General features: G+C 53.0%; 22 protein-coding genes. 10 read left to right on the top strand and 12 right to left on the bottom strand.

Annotated features, from left to right (window positions below; genetic code table 11):
- Positions 1 to 152: 152 nt before the first annotated feature.
- Both ABNT34_RS07220 and ABNT34_RS07215 read right to left on the bottom strand, forming a co-directional pair.
- On the bottom strand, positions 153 to 497 hold the full coding sequence (locus ABNT34_RS07220; RefSeq protein WP_348730150.1) for a flagellar biosynthesis regulator FlaF: 345 nt from the start codon (positions 495 to 497) through the stop codon (positions 153 to 155).
- 101 nt (positions 498 to 598) lie between these two features.
- A complete protein-coding gene (locus tag ABNT34_RS07215) occupies positions 599 to 1462 on the bottom strand; it encodes a hypothetical protein (protein WP_348730148.1) in 864 nt (287 codons plus the stop codon).
- A 251-nt stretch (positions 1463 to 1713) separates the two neighbouring features.
- Between ABNT34_RS07215 and ABNT34_RS07210 the strand changes: the two genes are divergently transcribed.
- Positions 1714 to 3360, top strand: a complete 1647-nt coding sequence (locus tag ABNT34_RS07210; RefSeq protein WP_348730146.1) for a diguanylate cyclase — start codon at positions 1714 to 1716, stop codon at positions 3358 to 3360.
- A 28-nt stretch (positions 3361 to 3388) separates the two neighbouring features.
- Here the strand turns inward: ABNT34_RS07210 and ABNT34_RS07205 are convergent, their stop codons facing one another.
- From ABNT34_RS07205 to ABNT34_RS07190, 4 genes are read right to left on the bottom strand one after another with little or no spacing between them, the layout of a single operon-like run.
- Complete coding sequence (locus ABNT34_RS07205; RefSeq protein ID WP_348730144.1) at positions 3389 to 4285, bottom strand: hypothetical protein; 897 nt, start codon at positions 4283 to 4285, stop codon at positions 3389 to 3391.
- Positions 4286 to 4295: 10 nt separating this feature from the next.
- Complete coding sequence (locus tag ABNT34_RS07200; protein WP_348730142.1) at positions 4296 to 5057, bottom strand: hypothetical protein; 762 nt, start codon at positions 5055 to 5057, stop codon at positions 4296 to 4298.
- Positions 5057 to 5635 (bottom strand): hypothetical protein, encoded by a 579-nt coding sequence (locus tag ABNT34_RS07195; RefSeq protein ID WP_348730140.1) that lies wholly within the window; start codon positions 5633 to 5635, stop codon positions 5057 to 5059. The genes ABNT34_RS07200 and ABNT34_RS07195 overlap by 1 nt, the downstream gene beginning before the upstream one ends.
- Before the next feature lie 7 nt (positions 5636 to 5642).
- Complete coding sequence (locus ABNT34_RS07190; RefSeq protein ID WP_348730138.1) at positions 5643 to 5924, bottom strand: DnaJ domain-containing protein; 282 nt, start codon at positions 5922 to 5924, stop codon at positions 5643 to 5645.
- A gap of 222 nt (positions 5925 to 6146) precedes the next feature.
- Here ABNT34_RS07190 and rfbD point away from each other — a divergent pair, with 222 nt between their 5' ends.
- The 4 genes from rfbD to ABNT34_RS07170 all read left to right on the top strand — a co-directional run bounded on the left by rfbD (position 6147) and on the right by ABNT34_RS07170 (position 9683).
- Positions 6147 to 7055 (top strand): dTDP-4-dehydrorhamnose reductase, encoded by a 909-nt coding sequence (gene rfbD, locus ABNT34_RS07185; protein WP_348730136.1) that lies wholly within the window; start codon positions 6147 to 6149, stop codon positions 7053 to 7055.
- Positions 7056 to 7074: 19 nt separating this feature from the next.
- Complete coding sequence (rfbC, locus tag ABNT34_RS07180; RefSeq protein ID WP_348730134.1) at positions 7075 to 7623, top strand: dTDP-4-dehydrorhamnose 3,5-epimerase; 549 nt, start codon at positions 7075 to 7077, stop codon at positions 7621 to 7623.
- 142 nt (positions 7624 to 7765) lie between these two features.
- A complete protein-coding gene (locus ABNT34_RS07175) occupies positions 7766 to 8833 on the top strand; it encodes an alkene reductase (protein WP_348730132.1) in 1068 nt (355 codons plus the stop codon).
- Positions 8834 to 8987: 154 nt separating this feature from the next.
- On the top strand, positions 8988 to 9683 hold the full coding sequence (locus ABNT34_RS07170) for a 2OG-Fe(II) oxygenase (RefSeq protein ID WP_348730131.1): 696 nt from the start codon (positions 8988 to 8990) through the stop codon (positions 9681 to 9683).
- Positions 9684 to 9711: 28 nt separating this feature from the next.
- Here ABNT34_RS07170 and ABNT34_RS07165 read toward each other — a convergent pair whose 3' ends face one another.
- On the bottom strand, positions 9712 to 10167 hold the full coding sequence (locus ABNT34_RS07165; protein ID WP_348730129.1) for a GNAT family N-acetyltransferase: 456 nt from the start codon (positions 10165 to 10167) through the stop codon (positions 9712 to 9714).
- Positions 10168 to 10405: 238 nt separating this feature from the next.
- Here ABNT34_RS07165 and ABNT34_RS07160 point away from each other — a divergent pair, with 238 nt between their 5' ends.
- The 3 genes from ABNT34_RS07160 to ABNT34_RS07150 all read left to right on the top strand — a co-directional run bounded on the left by ABNT34_RS07160 (position 10406) and on the right by ABNT34_RS07150 (position 14233).
- A complete protein-coding gene (locus ABNT34_RS07160; protein ID WP_348730127.1) occupies positions 10406 to 12418 on the top strand; it encodes a PhoX family phosphatase in 2013 nt (670 codons plus the stop codon).
- 197 nt (positions 12419 to 12615) lie between these two features.
- Positions 12616 to 13824, top strand: a complete 1209-nt coding sequence (locus ABNT34_RS07155) for a hydrolase (RefSeq protein WP_348730125.1) — start codon at positions 12616 to 12618, stop codon at positions 13822 to 13824.
- A gap of 106 nt (positions 13825 to 13930) precedes the next feature.
- Positions 13931 to 14233 (top strand): hypothetical protein, encoded by a 303-nt coding sequence (locus tag ABNT34_RS07150; RefSeq protein ID WP_348730123.1) that lies wholly within the window; start codon positions 13931 to 13933, stop codon positions 14231 to 14233.
- A gap of 25 nt (positions 14234 to 14258) precedes the next feature.
- On the opposite strand, the gene ABNT34_RS07145 is transcribed toward ABNT34_RS07150, so the two are convergent.
- Positions 14259 to 15149: a DMT family transporter gene (locus tag ABNT34_RS07145; RefSeq protein WP_348730121.1), complete on the bottom strand. Its 891-nt coding sequence runs from the start codon at positions 15147 to 15149 to the stop codon at positions 14259 to 14261.
- Between the two features lie 8 nt (positions 15150 to 15157).
- On the bottom strand, positions 15158 to 16066 hold the full coding sequence (cysM, locus tag ABNT34_RS07140) for a cysteine synthase CysM (protein ID WP_348730119.1): 909 nt from the start codon (positions 16064 to 16066) through the stop codon (positions 15158 to 15160).
- A 136-nt stretch (positions 16067 to 16202) separates the two neighbouring features.
- On the opposite strand from cysM, the gene ABNT34_RS07135 reads away from it, so the two are divergent.
- Positions 16203 to 20720 carry a S8 family serine peptidase gene (locus ABNT34_RS07135; protein WP_348730117.1) on the top strand — a complete coding sequence of 1506 codons (4518 nt, stop codon included), beginning with the start codon at positions 16203 to 16205 and terminating at the stop codon, positions 20718 to 20720.
- 86 nt (positions 20721 to 20806) lie between these two features.
- Here ABNT34_RS07135 and ABNT34_RS07130 read toward each other — a convergent pair whose 3' ends face one another.
- The 3 genes from ABNT34_RS07130 to ylqF form a co-directional block, all read right to left on the bottom strand.
- A complete protein-coding gene (locus ABNT34_RS07130; protein ID WP_348730115.1) occupies positions 20807 to 21556 on the bottom strand; it encodes an RNA methyltransferase in 750 nt (249 codons plus the stop codon).
- Positions 21557 to 21600: 44 nt separating this feature from the next.
- Positions 21601 to 23274, bottom strand: a complete 1674-nt coding sequence (locus tag ABNT34_RS07125; RefSeq protein ID WP_348730113.1) for an amidohydrolase — start codon at positions 23272 to 23274, stop codon at positions 21601 to 21603.
- Positions 23275 to 23355: 81 nt separating this feature from the next.
- On the bottom strand, positions 23356 to 24291 hold the full coding sequence (ylqF, locus tag ABNT34_RS07120; protein WP_348730111.1) for a ribosome biogenesis GTPase YlqF: 936 nt from the start codon (positions 24289 to 24291) through the stop codon (positions 23356 to 23358).
- Between the two features lie 202 nt (positions 24292 to 24493).
- On the opposite strand from ylqF, the gene ABNT34_RS07115 reads away from it, so the two are divergent.
- A complete protein-coding gene (locus ABNT34_RS07115; protein ID WP_348730109.1) occupies positions 24494 to 25981 on the top strand; it encodes a VCBS repeat-containing protein in 1488 nt (495 codons plus the stop codon).
- Positions 25982 to 25986: the final 5 nt, after the last annotated feature.

Here is a 25986-nt window from a genome sequence, read left to right as displayed (position 1 = left end):
CAACCACATCGTGGTTTGGGGATTAGGGACTTCTGACCCCCGGCTGAGCGTTTGGGTTCAATTTAGCGGGTCTGGCTGGCTGGGCCAAGTGGCAAATCGATGGTGTAACAGGGTGAGCCGTCCAGTTGTTTGCATGTCGGCCAGTACAGAAGTCAGGCGGTCAGGCCGGCTACCATCTCTTGGCTGATTTGTAACACCAGTGGCAGATCGGCTTCAGCCGGGTCCTGTTGCAGTTCGTTCAGCACAGTTTCGGCCAGTTGCAGCAGGCTTTGTTTTAACGCCTGCGGATAAGGGTGGTTGTCATCGAGCATCAGGCCGCGAATGGTCACCCAAACCAGCCGGCAGTCGCCGCACACCTGATTCAGCGCATAAGCATCGCGGCTTTCTATCGCCCGTTCTAAAGCAAAACAAATTTGTGCCAGTACCTGCGCATCCAGTTGCTTGCTCTGGGGCGTCAGCTGACGGGTTTGTTGATAGAGTTGTATGGCTTTATTCATTGCAAACTTCTTATGCACTTGTGCCGGACAGGAATGATTGCCGGTCAGGCAGCGCAGCAGGTTGACCAATGACCGCTGCGGCTGACTGGCGTTGTTGGCGTTTAGCTGAATAACGCTGACAGTGAATTGACGTTTTTATTGCCGCTGTTTTGCGACAGGCCGCTGAATTGTGTTTTGATTTGCTCACGGGTCTGTTTGGCCTGTTCCAGCGCCTGAGAGCGTTTTTCTTCTTCGTCTGCTGACAAAGTCCGGCTGTTGCCGCTCTTCGCGCTTTCCAGTCGCTGCGCTGCTTTGGCGGCCAGGCTGGCGGTTTCCAGACGTTTGCTGACATCAGCGTCGGCTTTTTTCAGCCGGGCACTGGTGTCCTGGGTGGTTTTTTCGGCATTTGCCAGTGAACCGGCTTTTTTATCATCGCCGCTGAGCAGCGCTTTGGCTTCTGCAGCTGAACCGATTTTTTCCGGCAGCCCCAGTGCTTTGGCAGATTTACTGCTGGCAACTTCCAGTTCACCCCCACGGGTGTTGGTCGAAACCGTCTGGTTTTTGCTGTCAGTCAATAAATTGGTTTTGTTGGCTTTGTCGCCGGAACCGGATTTGACTGTGGCTTTATCCTGGCTGGCGATAATGCTGTCGCGGGCTTTGGTGTAATCGGCCTGCAGTTTTTCCCGGTCTTTCCCGGTAATTTTTTCGTCGGCCAGCTTAGTGGCGATATCGCGTACTTGCTTGAGCTGACCATCAATTTCTTTATTGGCGGTGCTGGCGGCACCAATGGCTGTTTTGCTGTTGGCCAGGTTTTGCTGCACGGCGGTGTAACGTTCGGCATCTGTGCTGCGGGTGGTTTTGGTACCACTGTTTTCCGTGGGGCTGGTCTTCGCCTGAGTCGCCTGCGTGGCTGATGTCGCGGTGGTACTGGTGCTTTGTTGCGTCTGGCTGATGGCCTGAGAGCTGCCGGAAATTGCGCTGACCATGCTGGTCTCCTGCTAAGGGCGAAAAACCTTTTGAGTGTATCAAAGCTTTGCTGGTTTTTCAGCCTGTGGCGGCAAAAAGTTGCCACCTGTGGTGTCGGTATTGTGGTGTCGCCGGTACTGACATCATTGGGCTGGCGTGGCTTTGGTTGACGCTACCGCCGAAGTCTTTCACACTGACTTGTCAGATAAAGAGTCAGGCGCAGCTCAGGAGCAGGCGTCGGCAATCAGAATGTCAGCCGGATAAGGGTGTTATGTCAGAAGGATTGAAGGCTAAAATTGCAGAACTGTCGCAGCAATACCGCAGCCGGTTACCGCAGCAATTTAGCCAGATTGTCGATATTTTTCAGAAGCTGCAGGAGCGCTGGAACAGCTATGGCAACCATGAGCTGGTCAGTCGCTTACATGTGATGAAAGGCTCAGGTGGCACCTTTGGTCTGCCGCAAATCTCCGACGCTGCTACAGATTTACTGCAGATTTTGCAGCAAGAAGTCAGTGACGCCGCCAGTTTTGCCAGCGCGCAGGTCAAGCTGCAGCAGGCGATGAAACAACTGGAGCGGGCTATTGCGCTGAGTACAGCGCAGGTCGCCCCCGACAATTCTGTACCTACGGCAACCACATCAGAAAAAGCTGCGCTGATTGATCGCGTGCTGCTGTTAGAAGACAGCGACAGTCATGGTTATGTGCTGCAAACCAATTTGTCCGAATTCGGTTTTGCCGTGGATTGGGTGAAAACCTTCAAAGAAGCGGAACAGTATCTGGCGACTCAGACACCGGTCATCGCCATTATCGATTTAAATCTGCCGGACGGCAGCCGTCAGCAGGTGTTTGAACTCGTCAATGGTTTGCACCGGCGCGGTAGCAAAGCCGTCATTATGACCAGCGAAAATAACTTTGAAGTACGGATGCAGGCGGTGCGGCATCAAGCGGCGGCGTTTTTTAATAAGCCACCCAAAATCAATGAGCTGGTAGCTAAAATTCGCCATTTGCTCGATATGGAAAATGCCAGGCCTTATCGTATCCTGATGGTCGACGATCAGCAGCCGGTATTAAGTTATTATCAGGCTTTGCTCGAACAGGACGGATTTGAATTTCGTGGCGTGATGCACCCGGCAGATCTACTCACAGCGCTGGATGCCTACAATCCGGATTTATTTATCCTCGATTACCATCTGCCGGACTATAACGGTGCAGAGCTGGCAAAGCTGTTACGCCAGATCCCGGAATATGAAGCTGTGCCTATTCTGTTTATGACAGCCGAACAAAGCGCCCTGATTAAAGATGATTTGGTTGAGCTGGGTTCTGACGATGTGATCCCGAAAAATATCAGCAGCGACTCGTTACTGGCACAACTCAACGCCAGGGTCCGGCGTGGGCGGCAGCTGCGTCAGCTGATGAAACAGGACAGTCTGACCCGTCTGCATAATCATGGTTATATCCAGGAACTGGCTCAGCAGCTGTTTGTGATGGCTGGCCGCAAACAACAAAGCTGCAGTCTGATCATGCTGGATATCGATGAATTCAAGTCGGTGAACGACCGCTTTGGTCATGCGGTGGGGGACAGGGTCATAGTGTCGTTGTCGCAACTGTTACAGCAACGGCTGCGTAAAAGTGACGCGATTGGCCGCTATGGCGGCGAAGAGTTTTTAGTGTTGATGCCAGACACTGAGCCAGCGGCCGCTTTGCAGGTAATGCAGCAGATTTTGACGCAGTTTGGCCAGATTGCTTTTAGCGAAGCGAAGCAGATGTTTTCGGTTACTTTCAGCGCCGGCGTCGCCGGCAGCAACGATTTTGGTTCAGCCCAGGCGGCATTGGATGCGGCAGATAAAACGCTGTATCTGGCAAAAACCACCGGCCGGAACCGGGTGTTGCTGGCGGAAAAGCCCAAAGCGCAGCCATAGACCGGGCTCTGGGCTATGCTGCAGCAGTTTACATCTCAATATATTGCGGCCAGCCCAATAACGGGTTTTGCATGCCTTGTTTGTGTTCAAAGGCATCCAGCTGTTCCGGCGAGGCTTGCGCCAGCGCTTTTTCGCGGTATTTCACTGCAAACTGCAGCGTTTTTAACATAGCAGGTGCAAAGTTTTGCCCGATGTCTGCGCGGATAGCCTCGGCAATACCGGCCGGTAATTCGGCCAGCGCCGCTTCGGTTTGCAGCAGCAGATAGTCAGTGTTGAACCAGCGCTCCTGCATCTCGGTCTGGCGAATACGTTGTTTCAGGTCTTGTTTCACCTTGCCATGACCACAAATGACCCGGTAAATCACCACTTCGGCCAGCATGCCTTCGAGATTAAAATGCTCAAAAGGGTCCACCTGTTGCTGCTGGAAAAACTGTTGTTTCAGCAAATGAATGGCATTGCGGCGATTGGATTCGAGCAAAGCTTGCTGATACAGCTGCCAGCCGTGCCATTCTTCGGCGTCCGGCGGGCTGGAGATGTCGCTGAGCAGTTGCTCGTCGACATCACCGTACAGCGATTTGCGGTTTTGCTGTTTCGGGCTGACCGTGACCAACATGCTCCAGCCTTTCTGGAACGGTTTCATGACACCGTCCGCGCCCTGCAGCAACACCAGTGCGCGCTGTAAATCATGGCCGGATAATTCGGCAAGGCCGAGGCTGACGACGCCGACCACATCGTGCGCGGCTTGTTCCAGCAAATGCATTTTGTATTTGTTGTAAAACTTGTCAGCGAACTTCAGGCTCATCAGCACCGCTTTGCTTTTCAGCGTGTTGATGTCGGCTTCAGTCAGTAACTGCTGTGCTTTGCCAAAATTCAGCACTTTGCTCAGAAATGGCCCTTGTTCCTGCACACGTACTACTAATTGCATCCGGCAGTCCTTAATCGAGGAAACTGAACATTTCGTCTACTTCAGCGTATTCGTCGCTGCCCTGGTTCTTCTCTTTGGCCTGCATTACCAGTTCAGTCGCGAACTTGCTGATAATGCCTTCCCAGCCAGAATTTTCGTTACGCACCAGTGCTTTAATCGACTGCTCGACTTGTGGCGTTAACTGGCGGATTAACGCCAGCAGGCTGCGTGGGTCGTCAAAACCCAGGCCGTGTACTTCTTCGTTCAGATGACGTTCGGTGTAACTGACGGCTTCTTCCAGATCCTGCTCTTCTTCATGCAGGATATCCTGATAAAAGTCTTCGTCTTCAATCACTTCGCCGCGATACAACTCAATAAACGGAATCGACAAATAAAACAGCCCGGCCGGATCTTCGGCGATACATTCGAGGATCTCGGCTTGTTTTTCTTCTGTGTCCTGCGTGCGAATGAGGTAGGTCAGAAAATCAAAAGTATGCTGTTTCAACTCTTCGGCGTTGTTTTTGATTTTCTCTTCCCAGTACAAAGGCTGCTGACAGACGATGTCGCGGATTTTTTCCGGTGTCATCAGCTCGGAAATAATCGACGGGAAGGAGATATCGTGTTGGCTGTTGATTTGCGTCAGCGTGACAATATCAATCTGTTCAATGACTTCGACCAGTTGCTCATCAGACATTTCATTGGCAATCAGCTCAAATTTTTTGCTGGCCTGCTTTGGTTCGACGATGGCCAGCTCTTTGATCTCGGCCACAGTAATTTCAATCAGTTGATTCATCAGCGGCCTTCTCCTTTAAAGCGGACATCGTCAAAGGCATCATCATAACCTTCTTCGTCTTCGTCATGATCGTCACGACCGTTGTAGTCATCATCGGCCTCGTCACGCATTTCGTCATCATCTTCGTCGTAGGACGGTTCGTCGTCATGATCTTCGCTGTTGCTGCTGCGGCTGCGCGCTGGCGCTTTGCCTTGTTGCTCCAGCAGATACAGCACTGCACAGGACTCAATCAGCAGCGTTTCGGAATAATCACGCACGGTTTTTACCAGTGGCAAGTCGGCGTTATTAAAAGCCACTGTGACTTTAAACTCGTCCCAGGCTGGCAGCGTCGCGGTCTGAACCCACTTGGCCCATTTTAATTTGGCTTCTTCGCTGAATTTCACCCGGCCATAGAGTGCGACTGGCAGATATTCCGGTACAGATTCGAGCATTTCCGGGTCGGCCTGTAAAATCGCTTTGATTTTGCCGCAGAATTGTTCCAGCGCTTTGGGTGTGTCCGGGTCGTTATAAGAATCGATGTTCTCATAAGCATCAGTTTTTAACTGATTGATTTTTTGGATATTCAGTTTCTTCGTCATAACGTCCTCAATAGAACTGGTCCCACAGCTCTTTCATCGCTGCGGCGGGGTCTGTGACAATGACATTGTTAAAATCTTTGATAAAAGCCGCTTTGGCTTTAGGGTCAGACAGCACATCATACGACTGTTTGACCTGGTGCAGTGTCTGTGCGGCCGCTGCTTTTTCATCTTCCGACAGGCCAAGCAGCTTGTCCGGGTGATATTTATTCGACAGCCGTTTATAGGCTTTTTTAATTTCATCTTCACTGGCGCTGGCTTTGACGCCTAACACACGGAAATGGTTGATCATAATTCGCCTTAATCGAGTGCTGAACATCAGGCATGGCCGGCTATGATAGCAGAATTCGGCGCCGGGCGAGGGGGCCGGAAGCTGTCGCGGGCGAAACTTTTCTGCCGCTTCCTGTGCTTTTTGATATCGGCATCGCAGGCAGCTCTTGTCAGTTTGCCCGGCCAGACCTGACAATAGCACTTTGCGCTGAGCCCATCGCATTGATACCTGACTGAGAGAATTATGTCTGATTTGCTGCCGGCCCCCGCCGGTCCATGGTTGTTACTCGGTAGCAGTGGTCAGATTGGCAGTGCGTTGTTACCGCTGTTAAAGGCTGCTGGTTACCTGGTTGTCGCGCCGTCCCGGCAGGAACTGGATTTGCGTGACCTCAGAGCCTTGGCAATTTATCTGAGTGATTTGCAACCAGCCGGTATTCTTAATGCCGCAGCTTATACGACCGTGGACCGGGCAGAATCGGAGCCGGCGCCGGCCTGGACGCTGAATGCCGAGCTGCCGGCGTTACTGGCGGCCTATGCGACGCAGCAACAGATCCGCCTGCTGCATTATTCCAGCGATTATGTCTATGGCGACGACAGCGGCCAATGGCTGGACGAGCAGCAGCCTCTGGCGCCGCAAAGTGTCTATGCCCGCAGCAAGGCGGCTGGCGATCAGGCGGTGCTTGCTGCAAATGCAAACGCGCTGATTCTGCGCACCAGCTGGGTTTATGCAGCGGATGGCCAGAATTTTCTCTGTACTATGCTGCGGTTGATGCGGCAACAAGCGCAACTGCAGATCGTTGCCGACCAGATAGGTGCGCCGACGCCGGCAGCATTGGTGGCGACTGTCAGTCTGCGGTTGCTGGCGGCGCCTGTCAGCGGTGTGCTGAATCTGGCGAGTCGTGGCAGTTGCAGCTGGTATCAGTTTGCTAAGGCTATTCTGGATTTAGCCAGACAACAGGGCGTCAGCGGGCTTTGTTGTCAGCACATCAGCGAGATTCCGTCGTCGGTCTGGCCTGCACCGGCACGCCGGCCTTTAAATTCAAGGCTGAATGTGACGGCAATGGAGCAGCTGCTTGGCGAGAGGCTGCCAGACTGGCAACAAGGGCTACAACAGACTTTTCAGCAATGGCTGGCGCTGCAGGCAACATCATAGAGGCTGTCCAGGAGTATTCATGCAATTTCAACCACTTGCTTTGGCAAATGTTCAACTCATCACGCTGAAAGTCTTTCAGGATGCGCGTGGCAGTTTTATGGAAAATTTCCGCCTCGACCAGTTTCAGGCACATTGCGGGCCTTATCAACTGGTGCAGGACAATTACAGCGTGTCTGACGCCAGTGTGCTGCGTGGCCTGCATTTTCAGTTGCGCCGGCCACAAGGCAAGTTGCTGCAGGTGACCCGTGGCCGGATTTTTGATGTGTTAGTTGATTTGCGCCCAAACTCGCCAACTTTCGGCCGCTGGGAAGGGATCTGGCTGGACAGCCAGTTACCGCAACTGCTGTGGGTGCCACCTGGATTTGCCCATGGTTTTTATGTGGCAGAAGGGCCGGCCGATGTCAGTTATAAGTGTACCGACTACTACCAGCCGGACGATCAATTTGTGCTGACTTATCAGGACCCTGAGTTACAAATTCAGTGGCCATGCGACGGTCAACCGCTGCTGTCTGACAAAGACCAGCGCGGTCAGAGCTGGGCTGAATTGTTGCCGTTGCTACGCAACTGATGTTGCGCTCTGGCGTGACTGATCAAAAAAGTCTCAGGTCACGGACTTGAAAAATCCCGCTTGCACCTTTATGTACCGTTCAGTAAGTTAATAAACTTCCTGCAACGACACTATCTTCGCGCAGCCGAACCAAGGAAAAACCATGAGTGATTTGTTCAGTCCAGTCCAACTGGGGGCTTTGTCCCTGAAAAACCGTATTCTGATGGCACCGCTGACCCGCACCCGCGCCGATGCCGACCACGTGCCAACGCCGATGATGGCGGATTATTATGCTCAGCGCGCCAGTGCCGGTTTGATCATCGCCGAAGCGACCATGGTGGCTGAGGGCAATTCTGCGTTCTGGCGTGAACCGGGTATTTATTCGGCCGCACAGATTCAGGGCTGGAAGCAGGTCACTGATGCGGTGCATGCCAAAGGCGGCAAAATTGTGTTGCAGATTTGGCATGGTGGCCGCGCTTGTCATCCGGCACTGAACAACGGCAATACGCCGGTATCGTCTGGCGCTGTGGCCATCGAAGATACCGTCCACACCCCGCAAGGTAAATTGCCTTACACCGCGCCACGGATGCTCGCCGACGACGAAATCCCAGCCATCATTGCTCAGTTCCGTCAGGCGGCGATTAATGCCCGCGATGCCGGTTTTGATGGCGTCGAAGTGCATGGTGCTAACGGTTATCTGCTCGACCAGTTCCTGCGCGATGGCGTCAATACCCGCAGTGGCCGTTACGGTGGAACGCTGGAAAACCGCAGCCGCTTGTTGCTCGAAGTGGTGCAGGCGGTGGTGGATGTTTGGGGCTCAGACCGGGTGGGCGTGCGGATTTCGCCACTCAACAGTTACAACAGCATGGTCGATTCTGATCCGCTGGCGTTAACCCGCCACGTCGCGGCCGCTTTAAACCCGCTGAATCTGGCTTATTTACATCTGATGCGGGCTGATTTTTTTGGCGTGCAACAGGGTGATGTGGTGACGGCTGCGCGTGAGGTCTATCAGGGCAATTTAATCGGCAATATGGGTTACCAGAAAGCCGAAGCGACTCAGGCCGTGCAGGATGGTCAACTGCAGGCAGTGGCAGTCGGGGCGGCCTTTATCGCCAATCCGGATTTGGTTGAGCGCTGGTTACACGACTGGCCTTTAGCGGTGCCGGACTCAAGCACCTTCTACACCCAGGATGCCAAAGGTTACACTGATTACCCGGCTTATCAGGGCTGAATTCGTTTATCGCGCTTTGTAACAGCAACGGCGGTTTAATACCGCCGTTGCTGTTTGCTGTAAATGAGTTGCAAATTTTCCGCGCACAGAGCTTCTCAGCAGCAGGTCTGATGCTTTATCTTGCAGGCAGACCTTGCCAGCTGAACTGACTCCAATGACTGATTTTATTGAGATCTACGACGACGCGTTAAGCCCTGAACTCTGTCAGGCTATTATCAACACTTTTGAGCAAAGCCCGCACCGCACACCAGGCCGCACCGGTGGCGGTGTCGACCCGAGCAAGAAAATCAGCACCGATTTGTACCTGAACGACCATGCTGAGTATCAGGCGTTGTTGCAGCAAATCATCGCAGTCACCGGCCAATATGCCGAGCAGTATTTCCGCAAATATCATTTTGCGCTGATTGCGCCTGTGGCTTTGACTATCCAGCATCCGGTCACCGGTGAGCCGGTTAATCTGACGCATGAAAACTATGCTGAACTCGGTGAAGCACGCGCCGGCGACTATATGCGGTTGTTATACCGGCTGGGTCCGATTCAGGCACAGAAATATGACGCCGGTAAAGGCAACTACAACTATTGGCACTGTGAGGTCTATCCGCAGGCACCGCTGAACGAACCACTGCACCGCACGTTGTTATTTATGTTTTATCTCAATGACGTGGCCGAAGGCGGCCAGACTGATTTTTATTATCAGCAAAAATCGATCCAGCCAAAAGCTGGCCGGATGGTGATAGCGCCGGCTTATTTCACTCATACCCATCGCGGTTGTGTGCCGGTGTCGAATGATAAATACATCCTGACCAGCTGGATTTTGCTGCAGCGCGCCGAGCATTTGTACGCGCAGTAACCGGGGCGTAGTGACGAGCGGCTGGCGGTTAACCCGCCGGCCGGATCATCTTCAGATGCGGAATATCATCTTCCAGGTAGGGTTCGCTGGCGGCGGCAAAACCCATACTTTCGTAAAAACGCTGCAGGTAACATTGGGCGGAAATATACAGGTCCAGCTGCGGCCACTGCTCGCTGGCAACAGCGATAGCTTTAGCGACCAGTAATTCACCAAGGCCAAGCCGGCGCGCGGTTTGCGATACACAAACCCGGCCAATCGCCGGATGCCCCGGATAACTGACATCCGGTGGCAGTACTCTGCTGTAACCCAATATTTTATCGTGCTTTTTCAGCAGGATATGCAGCACGCCAGGTTGAGTATCTTTGCCATCCAGTTCCGGATAAGGGCAGTTTTGCTCCACTACAAAAACATCGACCCGCAGTTGTAACATCTGGTACAGCGTCAGGCTGTCTAACTGCTCAAAAGGTACAATTTGCCATTCCATCATCGGTGCTGTTTGCCTCAGTTGCCGTGCAGGGATGCCCGCACTATACCAGAGCCAGGCAGTGCTGTGTCAGCCTCCACACACGCAACCTTTGTCTGAAGTGACCAGCAGATGCTCACGCTTGTCATACAAATGTCGACGGGATGTCGCAAAACTGTCGATGAATCGTCACTTGGATGACATCTGTGAAAGCTCTAATACCGGCGGAACTTTTTGAACTGTCACTGCCGGAGCGCTCATGTATAACAAGCAGAATAACAAATTAGATTTCGATAATAGCGGCATCGACCCGCAGACCAATTTCTCGGACAACCCGACGTTCAGCGACATCGTCGCGACCCGTCGTGGTTTTTTAAAAGGTGGCATTGCCGCTGCTGTGGCTACTGTATTTGGCGGCACTCTGGCCGGCTGCAACAGTGACACCAAAGCGCCGCTGTTGTTACCGGAAGCGGTGAAACCAGAACCGGCGCCGGTGCTGCTGAACTTCACCGCCATTCCAACCAACCGCCTGGATAAAATCACTGTGCCGCAGGGTTACAGCGCGCGGGCGTTTTTGCCAATGGGTACACCACTGACCGGCAGCTACCCGGCATATAAAGAAGGTGGCCTCAATACCGGCGCTGAGATGGAGCAACAAGTCGGCGCACACCATGATGGTATGCATTTCTTCCCGCTGGATGCCCGCACAGACGGCAAAAACAGCAACGAAGGTTTGTTGGTGTTTAACCATGAATACTGTGAACCGGCAACGCTGCATCAAAATGGCCCAACCGGCGCCCCGCGTCCGGCCGATGAAGTGCGCAAAGAAGTGGCCGTGCACGGTGTGACTGTGGCGCATATCAAAAAAGACGCCAGTGGCCAGTTCCAGCTGGTACAGGGCAGCCCGCTGAACCGCCGTATCACAGGTGCGACGCCGATGGACATTGCAGGGCCCGCTCGTGGCGATGCCAAGATGGTTACTAAATACAGTACAGATGGCACCCGCACCCGCGGTACATTAAACAACTGCGGTAACGGCTACACACCATGGGGCACCTATTTAACCGCCGAAGAAAACTGGGCCGGTTATTTTATGAACGCCGATGCAGCGCAGCCGCGTGAACATAAACGTTATGGCGTCGGCACTAAAAACGGCCGTTACAGCTGGGAAACGGCTGATTCAGGCGCCGACCAGTATCAGCGTTTTAACGCTTCTACCATTGCCACAGACGCCAACCGCGACTATCGCAATGAACCAAATACCTTCGGCTGGATTGTTGAAATCGACCCGTTTAACCCGGACAGCGTGCCACAAAAACGCACGGCGCTGGGCCGCTTTGGTCACGAAGGCGTGGTGTTTGCGCCGGTGACAGAAGGTCAGCCGGTAGTGTTTTATTCTGGTGACGATTCGACTTTCGAATATATCTACAAATATGTCTCCAAAGCGCCTTATTACAAAGCCACCGCTGGCGGTCATCTGCTGAACGAAGGCACTTTGTATGTAGCGAAATTCAATGCCGACGGTAGTGGCGAGTGGTTAGTGCTGGACTTTAACTCGGAGAAATTCCGCGCAGCGGCCCTTTCGAAAAACGTCGAGTTTGTCAGCCAGGCTGATGTGCTGATCAACACCCGTTTAGCGGCGGATGTGGTTGGCGCCACCAAGATGGACAGACCGGAGTGGGGCGCGGTGCACCCAACCAGCGGCGAAGTGTATTTCACCCTGACCAACAACACAGGCCGCACGGCGGCACAGGTCGATAAAGCCAACCCACGCGCCAACAACGCCACTGGTCATATCATCCGCTGGCGTGAGCGTCAGCAGTCGCAAAGCTTAAGCTTTGACTGGGATATCTTCCTGCTGGCCGGTGATGTCGGCACTGAAACGCCGGGAACAAGCCTGAAACTGAGCGCTGACAACCATCTGGCGAGCCCGGACGGTCTGGCCTTTGATCATAACGGCTTGTTGTGGATCCAGACGGATATGAGCGGTTCGCAGCAAGCTTCAGGCCCCTTTGGTAACAACCAAATGGTGGTGGCAGACAGCAAAACCCGCCAGATCAAACGTTTCCTGGTTGGCCCTATTGACTGTGAGGTCACCGGTATCAGCTTTACACCGGATATGAAGACGATGTTCGTCAATATTCAGCATCCGGGCGACCGCTCGACTGTAACCAACCTGACCTCGACCTGGCCGGCCGGCGATAAAATCAGCCGCCCACGCTCGGCGACCGTGATTGTCACCAAAGACGATGGCGGCGTGATTGGTTCTTAAGCGCCTGAAGCTGTTGTCAGACTGAAACTGAATGGCCGCCGAACAGCGGCCATTTTATTTCCGCCTATCAGAAAATAAAGCCGTCAGTTAAATAGCAGCAGTGCTACCTGCCGACATAGCTTTTGCCGTATAATCTGCTGGTTTTTTCTGCGCTGTGGCGCAGTTGTTTTTGTCCTGCCAGAGCGTGTTGTTATCAATTGAAAAAAGTCCTGTTCCGTATCGCTATTTCTAAATTGCTGCTTGTGGCGGTGTTATTGCTGTCGCTGGCGCTTTGTTATGTTCCGGATCAGCCTTATCATGTACCCGGCGCTGACATCGCGCAGCAGAACTTTCATGTTATTGAATTTAATGACGAAGGTCAGCCGCATAATCCAGCGCAGCTGGCTGGCCTCAAAGCCCGCATCAGCCAGAGCAGTGCCAAACCTGAGCTGCTGATTTTTATCCATGGCTGGCACCACAGCGCCAAACCCGATGATGAAAACTTCATTGCTTTCCAGCAGTTTTACCAGCAAATGGCGCAGTCCGACGCGCAGCGTAATCTGATTGGCCTCTACATTGGCTGGCGCGGTGACAAATTTGACCCGTTGTGGCTGGACGGTTCGACCGACGCCAGCAGTCAGGTTGAAGCGTTAGATTTCCCGACTATTTTTCAGCGTAAATCAGTGGCGCGGCGCATCGGTAAAAGCGGTTTTTCGGCGTTATTGGACGAGCTGGATGGCTTAGTCAGCGCCGGCCAGTTGCAGCGTTACACTGTGCTCGGCCACAGCCTTGGCGGTGCTGTCGCGCTGCATGGCAGCAAAGATCGTATCAGCAAGGCGATTAAAGCCGGCGAAGACAATCCGAATTTATTTATTCTGTTAAACCCTGCGGTGCGCGCCAGTGAATACCGGCCAATGGATGAGTTGCTTAGTGTCGACCGGCAAAAACCGGCGATGGTAGTTTTACAATCCAAAGGCGATTATGCGTTAAAAGAAGCCTGGAGCTGGCTGCGGGACGGTGAGCGGGTGATGGGCAATTCCTGGGCCATTACTCACGATATTGATCGTTGCGTGCGCGGTGATTGCTCCATCGCATTGAATATTCCTAAAGCGCTGGCCGAGCATGACGCCACCCCAGGTTGCATGATGACGTTAGCCAAATCCGGCTGGAAAATTCGCGCCCGGCTGCAGGCGCGGCGCACAGTGCAAAGCTGTGGTGACGCCAATATGCAGGCGGTTTGGGTGCTGGCGGTTTCCGACGACATCATCAGTGGCCACAACGGTATTCTGACACCAGACCACGCCGTGGCCCTGTCCGAAATCATGGCGAAAATCGATTTACACCGCAATCAGTTGCCAGTGGTACAGCGCCAGCTGAAACAGGCTGAACAGCAGGCAGAAGCGCTGTTAACAGGTGCGGCGCCCTGAGTTTGTATTTGATTTTTACCGATTGCCTGCCACAGGCAAAGATTGAATGTGCAGCCTGTTTGCGTTAACTTGTGGCGTTTTACGGAACTACACTACAAGGATGCTAATGAATTCTCTCGGTTTTCAGGCTTTTCCAACGTCACTGATGTTTTTTTTCGTGCTGGCGATGGCGATATTACATCTGGTATTTGCTGTCGGCGTATTTCAGACAGCGCGGCGTGGCCAACAAGATGGCAGTCGTTGCTGGCTGGTCCAGCCCAGATATTGGGCGTTAGGCACTTTAATCCTCGGGCCTTTTTTCGCCGCGGTGTACTGGGCTATCCATCATTCCGCTTTTGGCGGATTTGACCAAAGTGGTTTGGCTGAAGTGCGGCAGCGCCGGCAGCAGTCCACTGAACAGGCGGAATAAAAAAATGGGGGCTGGCCCCATGTATTCAATGCAGCAAAATCAACACTGTACCGCCAACTGTCAAAGCCGCGCCTAACCAGGCACCGGCGGCGGGGCGGCGTTTGTACACCAGCCACAGCAACGGCAACACCAGCACAGGGCTCACTGACGACAACATCGCGACCAGACTGGCGTCGCCAAGTTTTAATGCCTGTAAAATCAGCGTCATGCCAATCACCATCGATAACAGCGCATTAAAGGCAACCATGCCCAGCACTTTTTTAGTCATCGGCAGATATGTACGGGCGACTTTAAAACCGAGCCACAACAGCAGCAAATGACAAATCAGCGCTGTGGTCATCCGTACCGCCGAGGCGGCGATGGCGTCGATGTCGGTTTCCATCAGCGGTTTCAGCATTAAGGTAGACACGGCCTGACACAAAGCCGACAACAAGCCCAATCCGATACCAATACCCAGCTGATGGCTGGAAGTTTCCCAGTGATGTTGTTCACTGGCTCTTTTGCCAAACAAAATGGCGCACATCACGCCGCTGACCAGTAATCCTGAGCCCACCAGCGTCCAGCCCCATAAAGTTTCGCCTAAAAACAGATAAGCCAGCAGCGCGGAAAATAACGCATGGGTGGCAAACAGCACGCCGGCGCGGCGTGGCCCGAGCCGGTTCATTGAGGCAAAAAGCGCGGTATCGCCAATTAAAATACCAATACAACCAGAGGCGGCCAGCAACCAGAGCTGGTCCGGCGGCAAGGTTTGCCAGCTACCGCTGTACAGCGCGACCGACCAGAGCAAAAAGCTGGCAAAAGTCATGCGCCAGCGGGTAAAAGCAAAAGCACCTAAATGCGCTGAAGCCGGTGCCGAAATTAAACTGCCAACCGCCCAGCACAAAGCAGCTGCCAGCGCCATCCATTCAAACGTCACATAGTGTCCTAATAATCAAACAAACCGGAAGACAAATAACGATCGCCACGGTCGCAGACGATGGCGACAATCACTGCACCGGGATTTTGTTCGGCCAGCCGGATGGCCGAAAACACAGCACCGCCGGAGCTGACGCCGGCACAAATGCCTTCTTCCCGTGCTAAGCGCCGCGTGGTCGCGACCGCATCGGCTTCGCTGACATCCAGTACTAAATCAACCCGGCTTTTTTCATAAAAACCCGGCAGATAAGCTTCCGGCCAGCGCCTGATGCCCGGTATCGAACTGCCTTCGGCTGGTTGTAGACCAACAATCTGAATGGCTGGGTTTTGTTGTTTCAGATAAGTGGAAACGCCCATGATGGTGCCGGTAGTGCCCATGCTGGAGACGAAATGTGTGATAAGCCCCTCGCTTTGTTGCCAGATCTCCGGGCCAGTGCCCTGAACATGCGCGGCAGGATTGTCGCGGTTATTAAACTGGTCCAGCACTTTGCCTTTGCCATCACGCTGCATCTGCAATGCTAAGTCGCGCGCGCCTTCCATGCCCTGCGCTTTAGTGACCAGAATCAGCTCAGCGCCATAAGCCTGCATTGAGGCTTTACGCTCGGCGGTGGCGTTGTCCGGCATGATCAACACCATTTTGTATCCTTTGATAGCTGCCGCCATCGCGAGCGCAATACCAGTATTGCCGCTGGTCGCTTCGATAATGGTATCGCCGGGCTGTATATCACCACGTGCTTCGGCGGCATTCAGCATATTAAGCGCCGGTCTGTCTTTCACTGAACCGGCCGGGTTATTGCCTTCGAGCTTCAGCAACACCGTGCTTTGCGTATGCGCCGCCATGCGCTGCAGCCGCACCAGCGGCGTCTGGCCAACATAGTCGGCGATAGTGGGGAAATTCGGTTCAGCAGAAACAGACATCTGGGGCTCCGGCGGTGGGAAAGTGGCGCTATTGTAGCGGAAAAACGGCCAAAAACGCAGTGGAACGGCAATCTCTTGGACCTCTGGTTTTAGTCTGGTAAAAAAGTTAAACTAATGAAAATGCAAAGGAGTGCTAATGAAAAATTTACTTATAGTATTCTCCACGTTTGCCTGTTCAATGGTCGCAATGGCCCAGACCGGTGATACAACTGCCGTTTATGCCGCTAGTCTTCCCGAGACAGGTGGGTATTTATTACAGACCACAGGCCCCCAGGGACAGACCCTACGTTGGTATCGTCAATCTCACCCACAATATATTTTAGAGCTTACAGGGCCCGGTTTGTATCCGGCACTGCATCAACAAGCCGCAGAACAGCTGCAACAGCAGCCTGTATCCATCGATGCGGCAACTCAACAACAGTTAATGCAAAACACGGCTCAAGCTTTGGCGATGGACCCTCAGGTCGTCGCGTCTATACGACAACAGATTGAACAGGAACAGCAGCAGGTCATCGCGGCAGTGCAGCAACTCAAAGGCGCGCAGGTTGAACAGCAATTTAGCCAGTTAGGCAATTTATTACTGGTCTCAGGCTCAGTCACGCAGGCGCAGCTGGCTGCGATCCCCGGTGTCGTCAAAGTCTGGCCGGAACAGGCCTATCAAGTGACGTTGACCGAAAGTGTTCCAAAAGTAAAAGCACCAGAAGTTTGGGCGCAGAAAGATGCGCAGAACCGCGATATCACTGGCCAGGGCGTCAAAATCGCCGTGTTGGATACCGGTATTGATTACAACCATCCGGCATTAGGCGGCTGTCTTGGCGCCAGCTGCAAAGTGATTCTAGGTAAAAACACGCTAGTAAACTCAGGTGATGTTACTGATGTGCATGGCCATGGTACACATGTAGCGGCTATCGCGGCCGGTAAAGCGGAAGCTGGGAATGGCGTAGCGCCCGGTGCAAAAATAATTGCTGTTAAAGTTTTGAACGACAGTGGCTATGGTTACGATAGCAGCATTATCGCGGGTCTCGAATATGCGGTTGATCCGGATGGCAATCCTGCCACAGATGATGGCGCTGATGTAATTAACATGAGTTTAGGCGGCCCAGGTAACGCCCAGTCACCGATTAGTAAAGCCGCAGAGAAAGCAGTGCAGGCTGGCGTGACCGTCGTCGTAGCCGCTGGTAATAGTTACGATTATCTGACCATTGGTAGTCCAGCTGCTGCACCGTCTGTTATCACGGTAGCAAATACCCAGCGTGATGACCGCGTTAATTACAGCAGCAGTCGCGGACCGCTCGAGGGGGCTAACTATCTGAAACCAGAAATCGCGGCACCGGGAACCGATATTGAAGCGGCTAAGTCTGGTGGAGGACTGACTCGCAAAACTGGTACCAGTATGGCGGCACCACATGTTGCTGGTGCGGCTGCATTGTTACTGCAGGGGCGACCTGCATTAACGCCGCTGCAGGTCAAACGATATTTGATGCAATCTGCCGATTTGATTCATGGGAATCCTGCCGAAACTGGCAGCGGTCGGTTGAATATACAAAGTGCTTTAGCGCAAGTTTACACGTTAAACGAAACGACAATCTCGCTGGGGCGGGTGCCGAATGACCCGTCAGTCTTTAGTGGCAGCCGCCAGATTACCTTTAACAATCCGACGGCACAATCTGTGACCGTTTCAGCCAGTGTGCTCAGACAATTTGATGGCGGACTAAAAGTAAACTTTTCTCAGCCTGTCCGCGAGGTAGCCGCGAATAGTAGTGTGACTTTTGAGATGAGTTATACAGCGCAGAGTAATGAGATTGAATCTCCAGAAAATACCGCGGGCGTAGCCGGATTTCAGCTGGCATTTGACGTTGGAGCCCAGCGTCTGCTCCTGCCGGTATGGTATGAAAAATATCAAGCGCTTGACGTACAAACAGACGGTACCTTAATCGAGTTACGTTTTCTGGATGATAATTTAGGCGCCCAATTCTATAGCTCTGGCTTTCAAACGGGTGTATCAGAAAGCAAACAACTCAGATTCCGTGATAGCAAAAACTTCAAGCAGATTTTCGCCCGTTATTGGCTCCCAGATCCAAAAAATCCTTACTATGCGTACGTCACGGGGTTTTCCCGGGTGCCAATGCCCGCTTTAGTGAATGGCTCTGCAAAGTTGGACATGAAAAGCACTTTGCTAACGGAGTATCATCAAGTCTCGGACTTGACAGTAAATGGTGAACAGATTGAGTTAAAGCCGGGAACTTCAATGTCCGGCGTCAGTTTGTTTCATAAACAACAACAGGTCATACCGGTGCTATACAATATGCGCTGGTGTGGTGAGTATGAATGCAACATCAAGCCCAGTGCTTTCATGATTGGTGGTACATATAGTGCTGATTGGCAGTTTGAACAGTCGTTTCGTTATGACAATCTCAATGTGGCGGTCCCGGAAACCTGGTTTTATTCCTGGCAAGGCCCTCTTGGACAAGGTTCACAAAAGAGTCGCATTCAATTTACCGATAAAAATCTGCTGAAATTTGAATTAATACCAGATCACTCGCCTGTAACTGGGGGTGGATTGAGTCATATCTGGCCATTCACTGCCAAGGCGGGTGATGTGATGCGGGTATATCAAAGTGGGCCGTTGCTTTTAGCGGAAACAGCCCCGCAAATTAAGAGTTCTCAAAACAGCTATAACTTAATGGCCAATTCAGGTTACTTCTCGGCGTCCAGTTCCGGCACCATAGTGAAGTGGCGGCTCAGTGATACCGGGGCTCGTGTTTTGGTTCCAGCCGTTGACTTTAATACCAAGCAGTTGCCGTTAAGTTCGAGTATGAAGATTTTTAGCGGAGTTGTGACGGTCTCTGACAATGTCAAATCGTTGCAAGTTCAACAGGCTCCTAGGAATGAGTCTGAAGAATCACATACGCCAATGATGTGGCATGACCAATTTCTAAATATGTCTTATTTTCCGCGGCATACCGATGTTAGCTATAAATGCGAATATGCAGCGAGTAGACGTTGGTCCGATTGGATGTATGGTGTTTGGCGGGTTCAAAGTAACACTTGCAGCGAACTCAGCATTCAAGTTGATAACGACCAAACAAAGTTACTCCGTCATGCTCCGATGTTGCAGTATTCCTTTAAACAAGACGGAGAAATGCCACGCTTAACCAATCTCGCTTTGTTTAACCGTAAAGCGCAGAGCGATATTGTCAGCCGTATAGACCATCGGCTTAATTTCGATATCTGGAAGCCGGTAGATCAATCGCCCGTGACTTCTGTTGAGGTGGATTTCAGGACTGACAGCGGTAATTGGCGAACTATTTATAAAAAATCAGCGGAAACCGGGCATACAGTAGGTTTGCCGATCAGCGCTGAGACTCGCGTAGCCGATTTGCGTATCAAGGTTGTGCAAGCCAACGGTAACACCATGACGCAAGTGATTCCGGAAGCCTTGACGATTGGCGCCAGTGCCGGCGGTGATAATGACGTTGACAGTGATGGCATTCTAAACACTGCTGATAACGATAACGATAACGATGGCATAGTCGACAAAGACGACGCATTGCCGTTTGACCCGACTGAGTCGATAGACAGCGACAAAGACGGTATCGGCAATAACGCGGATCCGGATGATGACAATGATGGTACGCCAGATGTGAATGATGCCTTCCCGCTGGATCCAATGGAAACCACTGACACCGACAAAGACGGCATCGGTAACAATGCCGATCCGGATGATGACAACGACGGCGTGGCTGACACCGCAGATGCCTTTCCGCTAGATCCCAAAGAAACGCTGGATACCGACAAAGACGGCATCGGTAATAACGCCGACCCGGATGATGACAACGACGGTGTGGCTGACACTGCCGATGCCTTCCCGTTAGATCCAAAAGAGACTTTAGACACTGACAAAGACGGCCTCGGTAATAACGCAGATCCGGACGATGACAACGACGGCACGCCGGATGTGAATGATGCTCTCCCATTAGATCCGACGGAAACGCTGGACACTGACAAAGACGGCATCGGCAATAATGCAGATACTGACGATGACAACGATGGTGTTGCAGACACGGCCGATGCCTTCCCGTTAGATCCAAAAGAGACCACAGACACTGACAAAGACGGCATTGGTAATAATTCCGATGCGGACGATGACAACGACGGCGTGGCAGATACAGCAGACGCCTTTCCGTTAGATCCAAAAGAAACGCTGGATACCGACAAGGACGGGATAGGCAACAATGCTGACCCGGATGATGATAACGACGGTGTGGCTGACACGGCGGACGCTTTCCCACTGGATCCAAAAGAAACACTGGATTCCGACAAAGACGGCATCGGTAATAACGCCGATGCGGATGATGACAACGACGGCGCTGCAGACACTGCGGATGCCTTCCCGTTAGATCCAAAAGAAACGACGGACACTGACAAAGACGGCATCGGCAATAACGCCGACCCGGATGACGACAACGATGGTGTGGCCGACAGCAGCGATAAATATCCGCTGGATGCAACACGCAGCAGCGACCCGGTGACACCAAATGCTGGCAGTTCAGGCTCGGGTGGTGGTGGTGCTGGTTTAGGTGGGTTGTTGCTTGGTTTACCGCTGCTGGCCTGGTGCCGTCGACACAGTCAGGCAATACGCAAAGCAGCCTGACTGTTGGCTTCAGTCCAGACATAAAAAAAGCGCCGGCCGGCGCTTTTTTGTCTTGAATTGCTTGATTTTACTCAGTCAATAACCGGCTATTTCCCGGAAAGCCGCAGTAGGTTATCGACAATAACCGCACTGGCGATGCCGACATTTAAACTCTCGGCCTGGCCAAAAGCCGGAATGGTAATACGGCGGTTCACACAGGCTGCGATGGCGTCGCTGATACCGTTGGCTTCGTTGCCAAGCACAATAAAGCCACCGGCGTTGGGCAAGGTCAACTGATGCACCGAATCGCCGTCTAAAAAGGCACCGTACACTGGTTGCTTTGCCTGATTCAGCACTGGCGCTAAGTCGCCATAATGCAGTTTGACCCGCAAAAACGAGCCTTTGGCGCTGGCAATCACTTTAGGGTTAAAGGTATCCACCGTATCGGCGGAGCAGAGGATATGGCGGATGCCGTACCAGTCGGCGATACGGATAATAGTGCCAAGATTGCCGGGGTCATTGACGTTATCCAGCACCAAAGTCCATTCCCCGGCGGTTTCAGCAAAAGGCGCATATTGCGGAATCGCCACCACAGCCAGCGCCGCGTTATTGCTGGTAAAAGTGCCGACCTGCTCCAGTTCGCTGGCGGAGCAGGGGTGGCTCATCTCGGCGGCATAGGCGGTTTCCGGATAACGGTCAAAAAAGTCGGCAGTGCCAAATAAGGCTTTGACCGGCCAGTGCGCGGCCAACACTTCCAGCACTGCTTTTTCACCTTCGACAAAAAACAGTTGCTCTGCTTTTCGAAACTTCTTTAAATGCAGTGACTTAATTAGTTTTGACCACTTCTGGCTAATCATAAAAAACCTTGTTTATTCCCGAAACTGTTTATTCACGGAGCTATTTATTCACGAAATTGGTACTTCAGTTCGCCGCCGACATAAGTCGCCAGCACTTTGGTCTGCCACAGCTGTTCCGGCGCAACTTTGACGATGTCGCGGTCGACCAGAATAAAGTCAGCCCACATGCCGGGCGCGAGGCTCCCCATCGCCTGATCCTGGAAAGCGCCATAAGCGGCATCGACGGTAAAACTGCGCAGCGCTTCAACCAGCGTCAGTTTTTGCTCCGGCAACCAGCCACCGGCCGGCTGATTTTGCTGATCCTGCCGCGTCACCGCCGCATGGATACCAAAAAATGGATTGGCCAGCTCCACCGGATAATCCGAACCACCGACAATGCGATTGCCGTCATCGACTAAAGAGCGCCAGGCATAAGCGCCGCGTAGCCGCGCCACGCCTAAACGGTCGCCGGCCATGTTTTTATCCGACGTGGCATGGGTTGGTTGCATCGATGGCAACACATGCAAAACGGCAAAACGCGGCAAGTCTTTTGGTGCAACAATTTGCGCATGTTCAATCCGGTGACGGCCAGCCTTACGCTGCGCATCAGTTTGCAGGCTCTCAAAGCGGTCTAACGCCAGCTGATTGGCGTAATCGCCGATGGCGTGCACGTTGGCCTGAAAACCGGCGTCTATGGTCAGTTTCATCACCGCCGTCAGTTTATCCGGCTGGGTGACTAACAGGCCTTTTTCTTTCGGTTTGTCGCTGTAAGGCGCGAGCAAGGCCGCACCTCGGCTGCCAAGCGCACCATCGCCATAGATTTTCACCGAACGCACATCGAGGAAATCAAGAGGGTCATCGATGGGGCCGGCTTTGAGCCAATTCCCCAGCGCCGGATCTGTCGCTGACAACATCGGATACAGCCGCAGCGGTAGCTGTTTCGCTTCGCGTAATTGCTGGTAAGTGGCGAGGTTGGCCGCGTCGATGCCGGCATCATGCGTGCTGGTGATGCCCAGCGACAGCAGATGGGCAAATGCCGCATTCAGCGCACTGACGCGTTCAGCTTCATTGATGGCGGGGATTTGTTTTTCCAGCATCAGCATGGCGTTATCAATCAGCACGCCGGTTGGCTCGCCATTGGCGTCGCGGATGATTTGGCCACCCGGTGGGTCAATACTGTCTTTGCTGATGCCGGCCAGTTGCAACGCTTTGCTGTTGGCCCAGCCGGCGTGGCCGTCCACGCGACTGAGCCAGACCGGTTTGTCTTTAATCACTTCATCTAATAACTGTTTGCCGGGAAACTGTTGGCTCGGCCATAACACCTGATTCCAGCCACGGCCTAAAATCCACTGCGCCTGCGGATTGGCTTTGGCAAAAGCGGCGGTTTTGGTGACAGCCTGGGCTTCCGAACTGCTTTCGCGTAAATCGACCTGACTGAGGTTCTGACCAAGGCCAAGCACATGGCCGTGACCGTCAATCAGCCCCGGCAATAAAGTACGGCCCTGGCCGTCGATTTTGCTGGCTGTCGGATAGTCTTTGGCGATGCCCTGACCGCGCGCCAACACTTTGCCAGTGGCGTCGTCAAACACCAGCTCGGAAAACGACAACAGCTGGCGTTGGTCGTCAAAACCATAACCTTTGATATTGCTGATAAGCACAGGCGCAGCGTGCGCCGACAGGGTGAAACAACCGGAAATCAACAAGGCCAGCAGGGACTGCCGGCGGGACAGACAAGACATCGCAAACTCCGTGTACGTGGGCTTTTGCGCCTTGCCGGCATAGACAGCAAACAGCGCAAAAGACAAACCTGGGTCTGGGCGTCAGCGGCGGTTTTTCTTGGTGCGGCGCGCCCGTTCTTTATCACGCTCCGCTTTTTCTTTGGCTTTGCGGGCTTCCTCTAACTTAGCATTGGTGACTTCTGCTGTCACCATTTCAGGGGTTTCCAGCGTGATAGGGCCAAACAGGCCTGCGCGTAACTCGTTGATTAAAATGGCGCCCGCTTTGGTCACATCGACCACACCGCCTTTGGCCATACAGCCGCGTTTGGCGCCAATTGCATCGAGCAGGGCTAAATCATTTTCCGGTTTTTCTTTGATTTGATAACGGTTTAATACCTGGTCGGCATAATGTTCCAACAGGTATTCGGCGGCGAACAGCGCGATGTCGCCGTAATCAAAAGCGGTTTCTTTAATGGCGCCGGTGATGGCGAGGCGATAACCACAGCTGGCTGGGCTGAGTTTGGGCCACAGAAAGCCCGGCGTGTCAGTTAAAATCACGCCGTTGTCGAGTTTAATGCGTTGTTGTGATTTGGTGACGCCGGCTTCGTTGCCGGTTTTGGCAATCACCCGGCCAGCCAAGGTGTTGATTAAGGTCGATTTACCGACGTTCGGGATCCCCATAATCATTGCGCGCGGGCCACGTACGTCGAAGTTGCGGTCTGGTAATAACGTGGTGCAGAGGTCAAGTAATGCGCGGATTTGTGCCGGGTCCTGCTGGCTGATTGGAATGGCTTTGACGCCGGCTTCCTGTTCAAAATGTGCCTGCCAGATGGCCGTGACAGCCGGGTCGGCCAAATCGGCTTTATTCAGCACTTTGATACATGGCGTGTCGCCACGCAGTTCCGGCACCAGCGGGTTTTCACTGGAAAATGGAATTCGGGCGTCGAGCATCTCGATGATGACATCAACCTGGGGCATCACCTCCGCAATTTCTTTGCGGGCTTTATGCATATGACCCGGGAACCAGTTAATTGACATCACACATCTCCAACACACAACAAAGCCCGCTATTTTAGCCCGAACCGGCCTGGAGCGGGAATCTTTCGCAGGGTAGCAGCCAATATCCATCGAAAAAAATGCTTTAGCGACTGAATTTGTTACACATTTGTTGGTCTTTGAACTGTGATGCAGCGTATGCTGCTTTGTACTTTTGAATAGATCCAAGATGAGGAACCACAGGATGGCACCGGCGCTGCGCTCTTTTTCTCTCCATAACATCCCATCAGGCAAACTGCTGACGGCTATGCTGGCCAGCGCGCTGGTGTTGACGCCGGTCCAAGCGCTGCAACTCAAAGCTAACACGATAAAACTGGAACATCCGGCCAATGGCAGCGTGCTGCGGATGCCCGGTCAGCCGGTGTTGCTGGTGTCTGGTCACAATCATGAATTCCGCTGGCTCAGCCGGGTCGACTACGCCAATAACAGCACCGAACAAATTGCTTTACCGGCACAAGTACAGTTTTTTCAGGCCGCGACTTTAGCTGGCCACAATGGCAGCCAGCTGGTGGCGATGGGGCAGGACGCCTTGTGGCACTATCAAACCGACAGCAAAAAATGGCGGCAACTGGCGAGTGCGCCTTCGGCTTATCCGGTGACGGACGCCAAACGCATGCTGGAACTTGAATTCGCCGCAGATTTAGACCAAAACGGCCTGACCGATTTTCTGGTGCCGGATTTTCGCGCCCTGCAGGTGCTGATGCAGCAAAAAGACGGCAGCTTTCGCAGTTATGCCCTGCCAATCGCTGCACAAATGCAGATTTTCCAGAAAGACCCGGATTTTTTCCTGAAAACACCACGCCAGGTCGATTTCACGCTGGATGGTCGCACCGACATTGTGTTTAACGTCGACGACAACCTGTGGGTTTATCCGCAGCAGGCCGATGGCAGCTTTGCCACCACTGCTACTGTGGTGCCGCTCGGCGTTGGCCTGACGCCGGACGTACAGGCGCAACAGCGTGGCGGCGATGGTCGCAGCTATGAAGGCCTGACCATCACGCGGCTGGAGCGGTTACTCGACTTAAATGGCGATAAAGTCACCGATTTAGTAGTGCAACAACAGCATTATGTTGATGTGATGGAGCAGAAATACAGCTACCGCATTCACTATGGCCGCAATGACAACGGCAAGCTGGTGTTTCCGGTTAAAGCGGATCAGCAAATCAACACCACCGGTGTGCAGTTTGACGTGCAGTTTGCTGATTTAGACGCCGACGGCCGCTTAGATTTTTACACGCCGGCGGCGGACATCGGCATCAGTAAAATCGTGTCAGCATTGCTGACCGGTTCGGCGTCGGTCGACTGGCTGTTCTACAAACAGCAGGCCGACGGCAGTTTTGGCACTAAGCCGGTGCACCGGCAGGAAGTGGATGTCGGCATTTCGCTTGGCAGCGGTCAGTTTAATCTGCCGGTCACCGCAGTATTAAAAGGGGCTGACGGCAAAGCCACGCTGCTGAAAGCCGAAGATGACGATACGCTGCGCAGTTACGCGCCGGTTGGCGCGAAGCTGTTTTCCGACAAAAGTACGCGGCAGAAGATTAAGCTGCCAAAACGCGCCATTAATTTACTGGTCAATGACTTAAACGACGATGGCAAAGAGGATTTAGTCTTGCCGTTTGGCGCGCAGGAAGCCAAAGGCCAGACCAATCAAATCACTATTTTATTGCAATAAACCAC

It is taken from the genome of Rheinheimera texasensis (assembly GCF_964031785.1).
Lineage (GTDB): Bacteria > Pseudomonadota > Gammaproteobacteria > Enterobacterales > Alteromonadaceae > Pararheinheimera > Pararheinheimera texasensis_A.
This window is presented reverse-complemented; position numbering and strand designations above follow the sequence as displayed.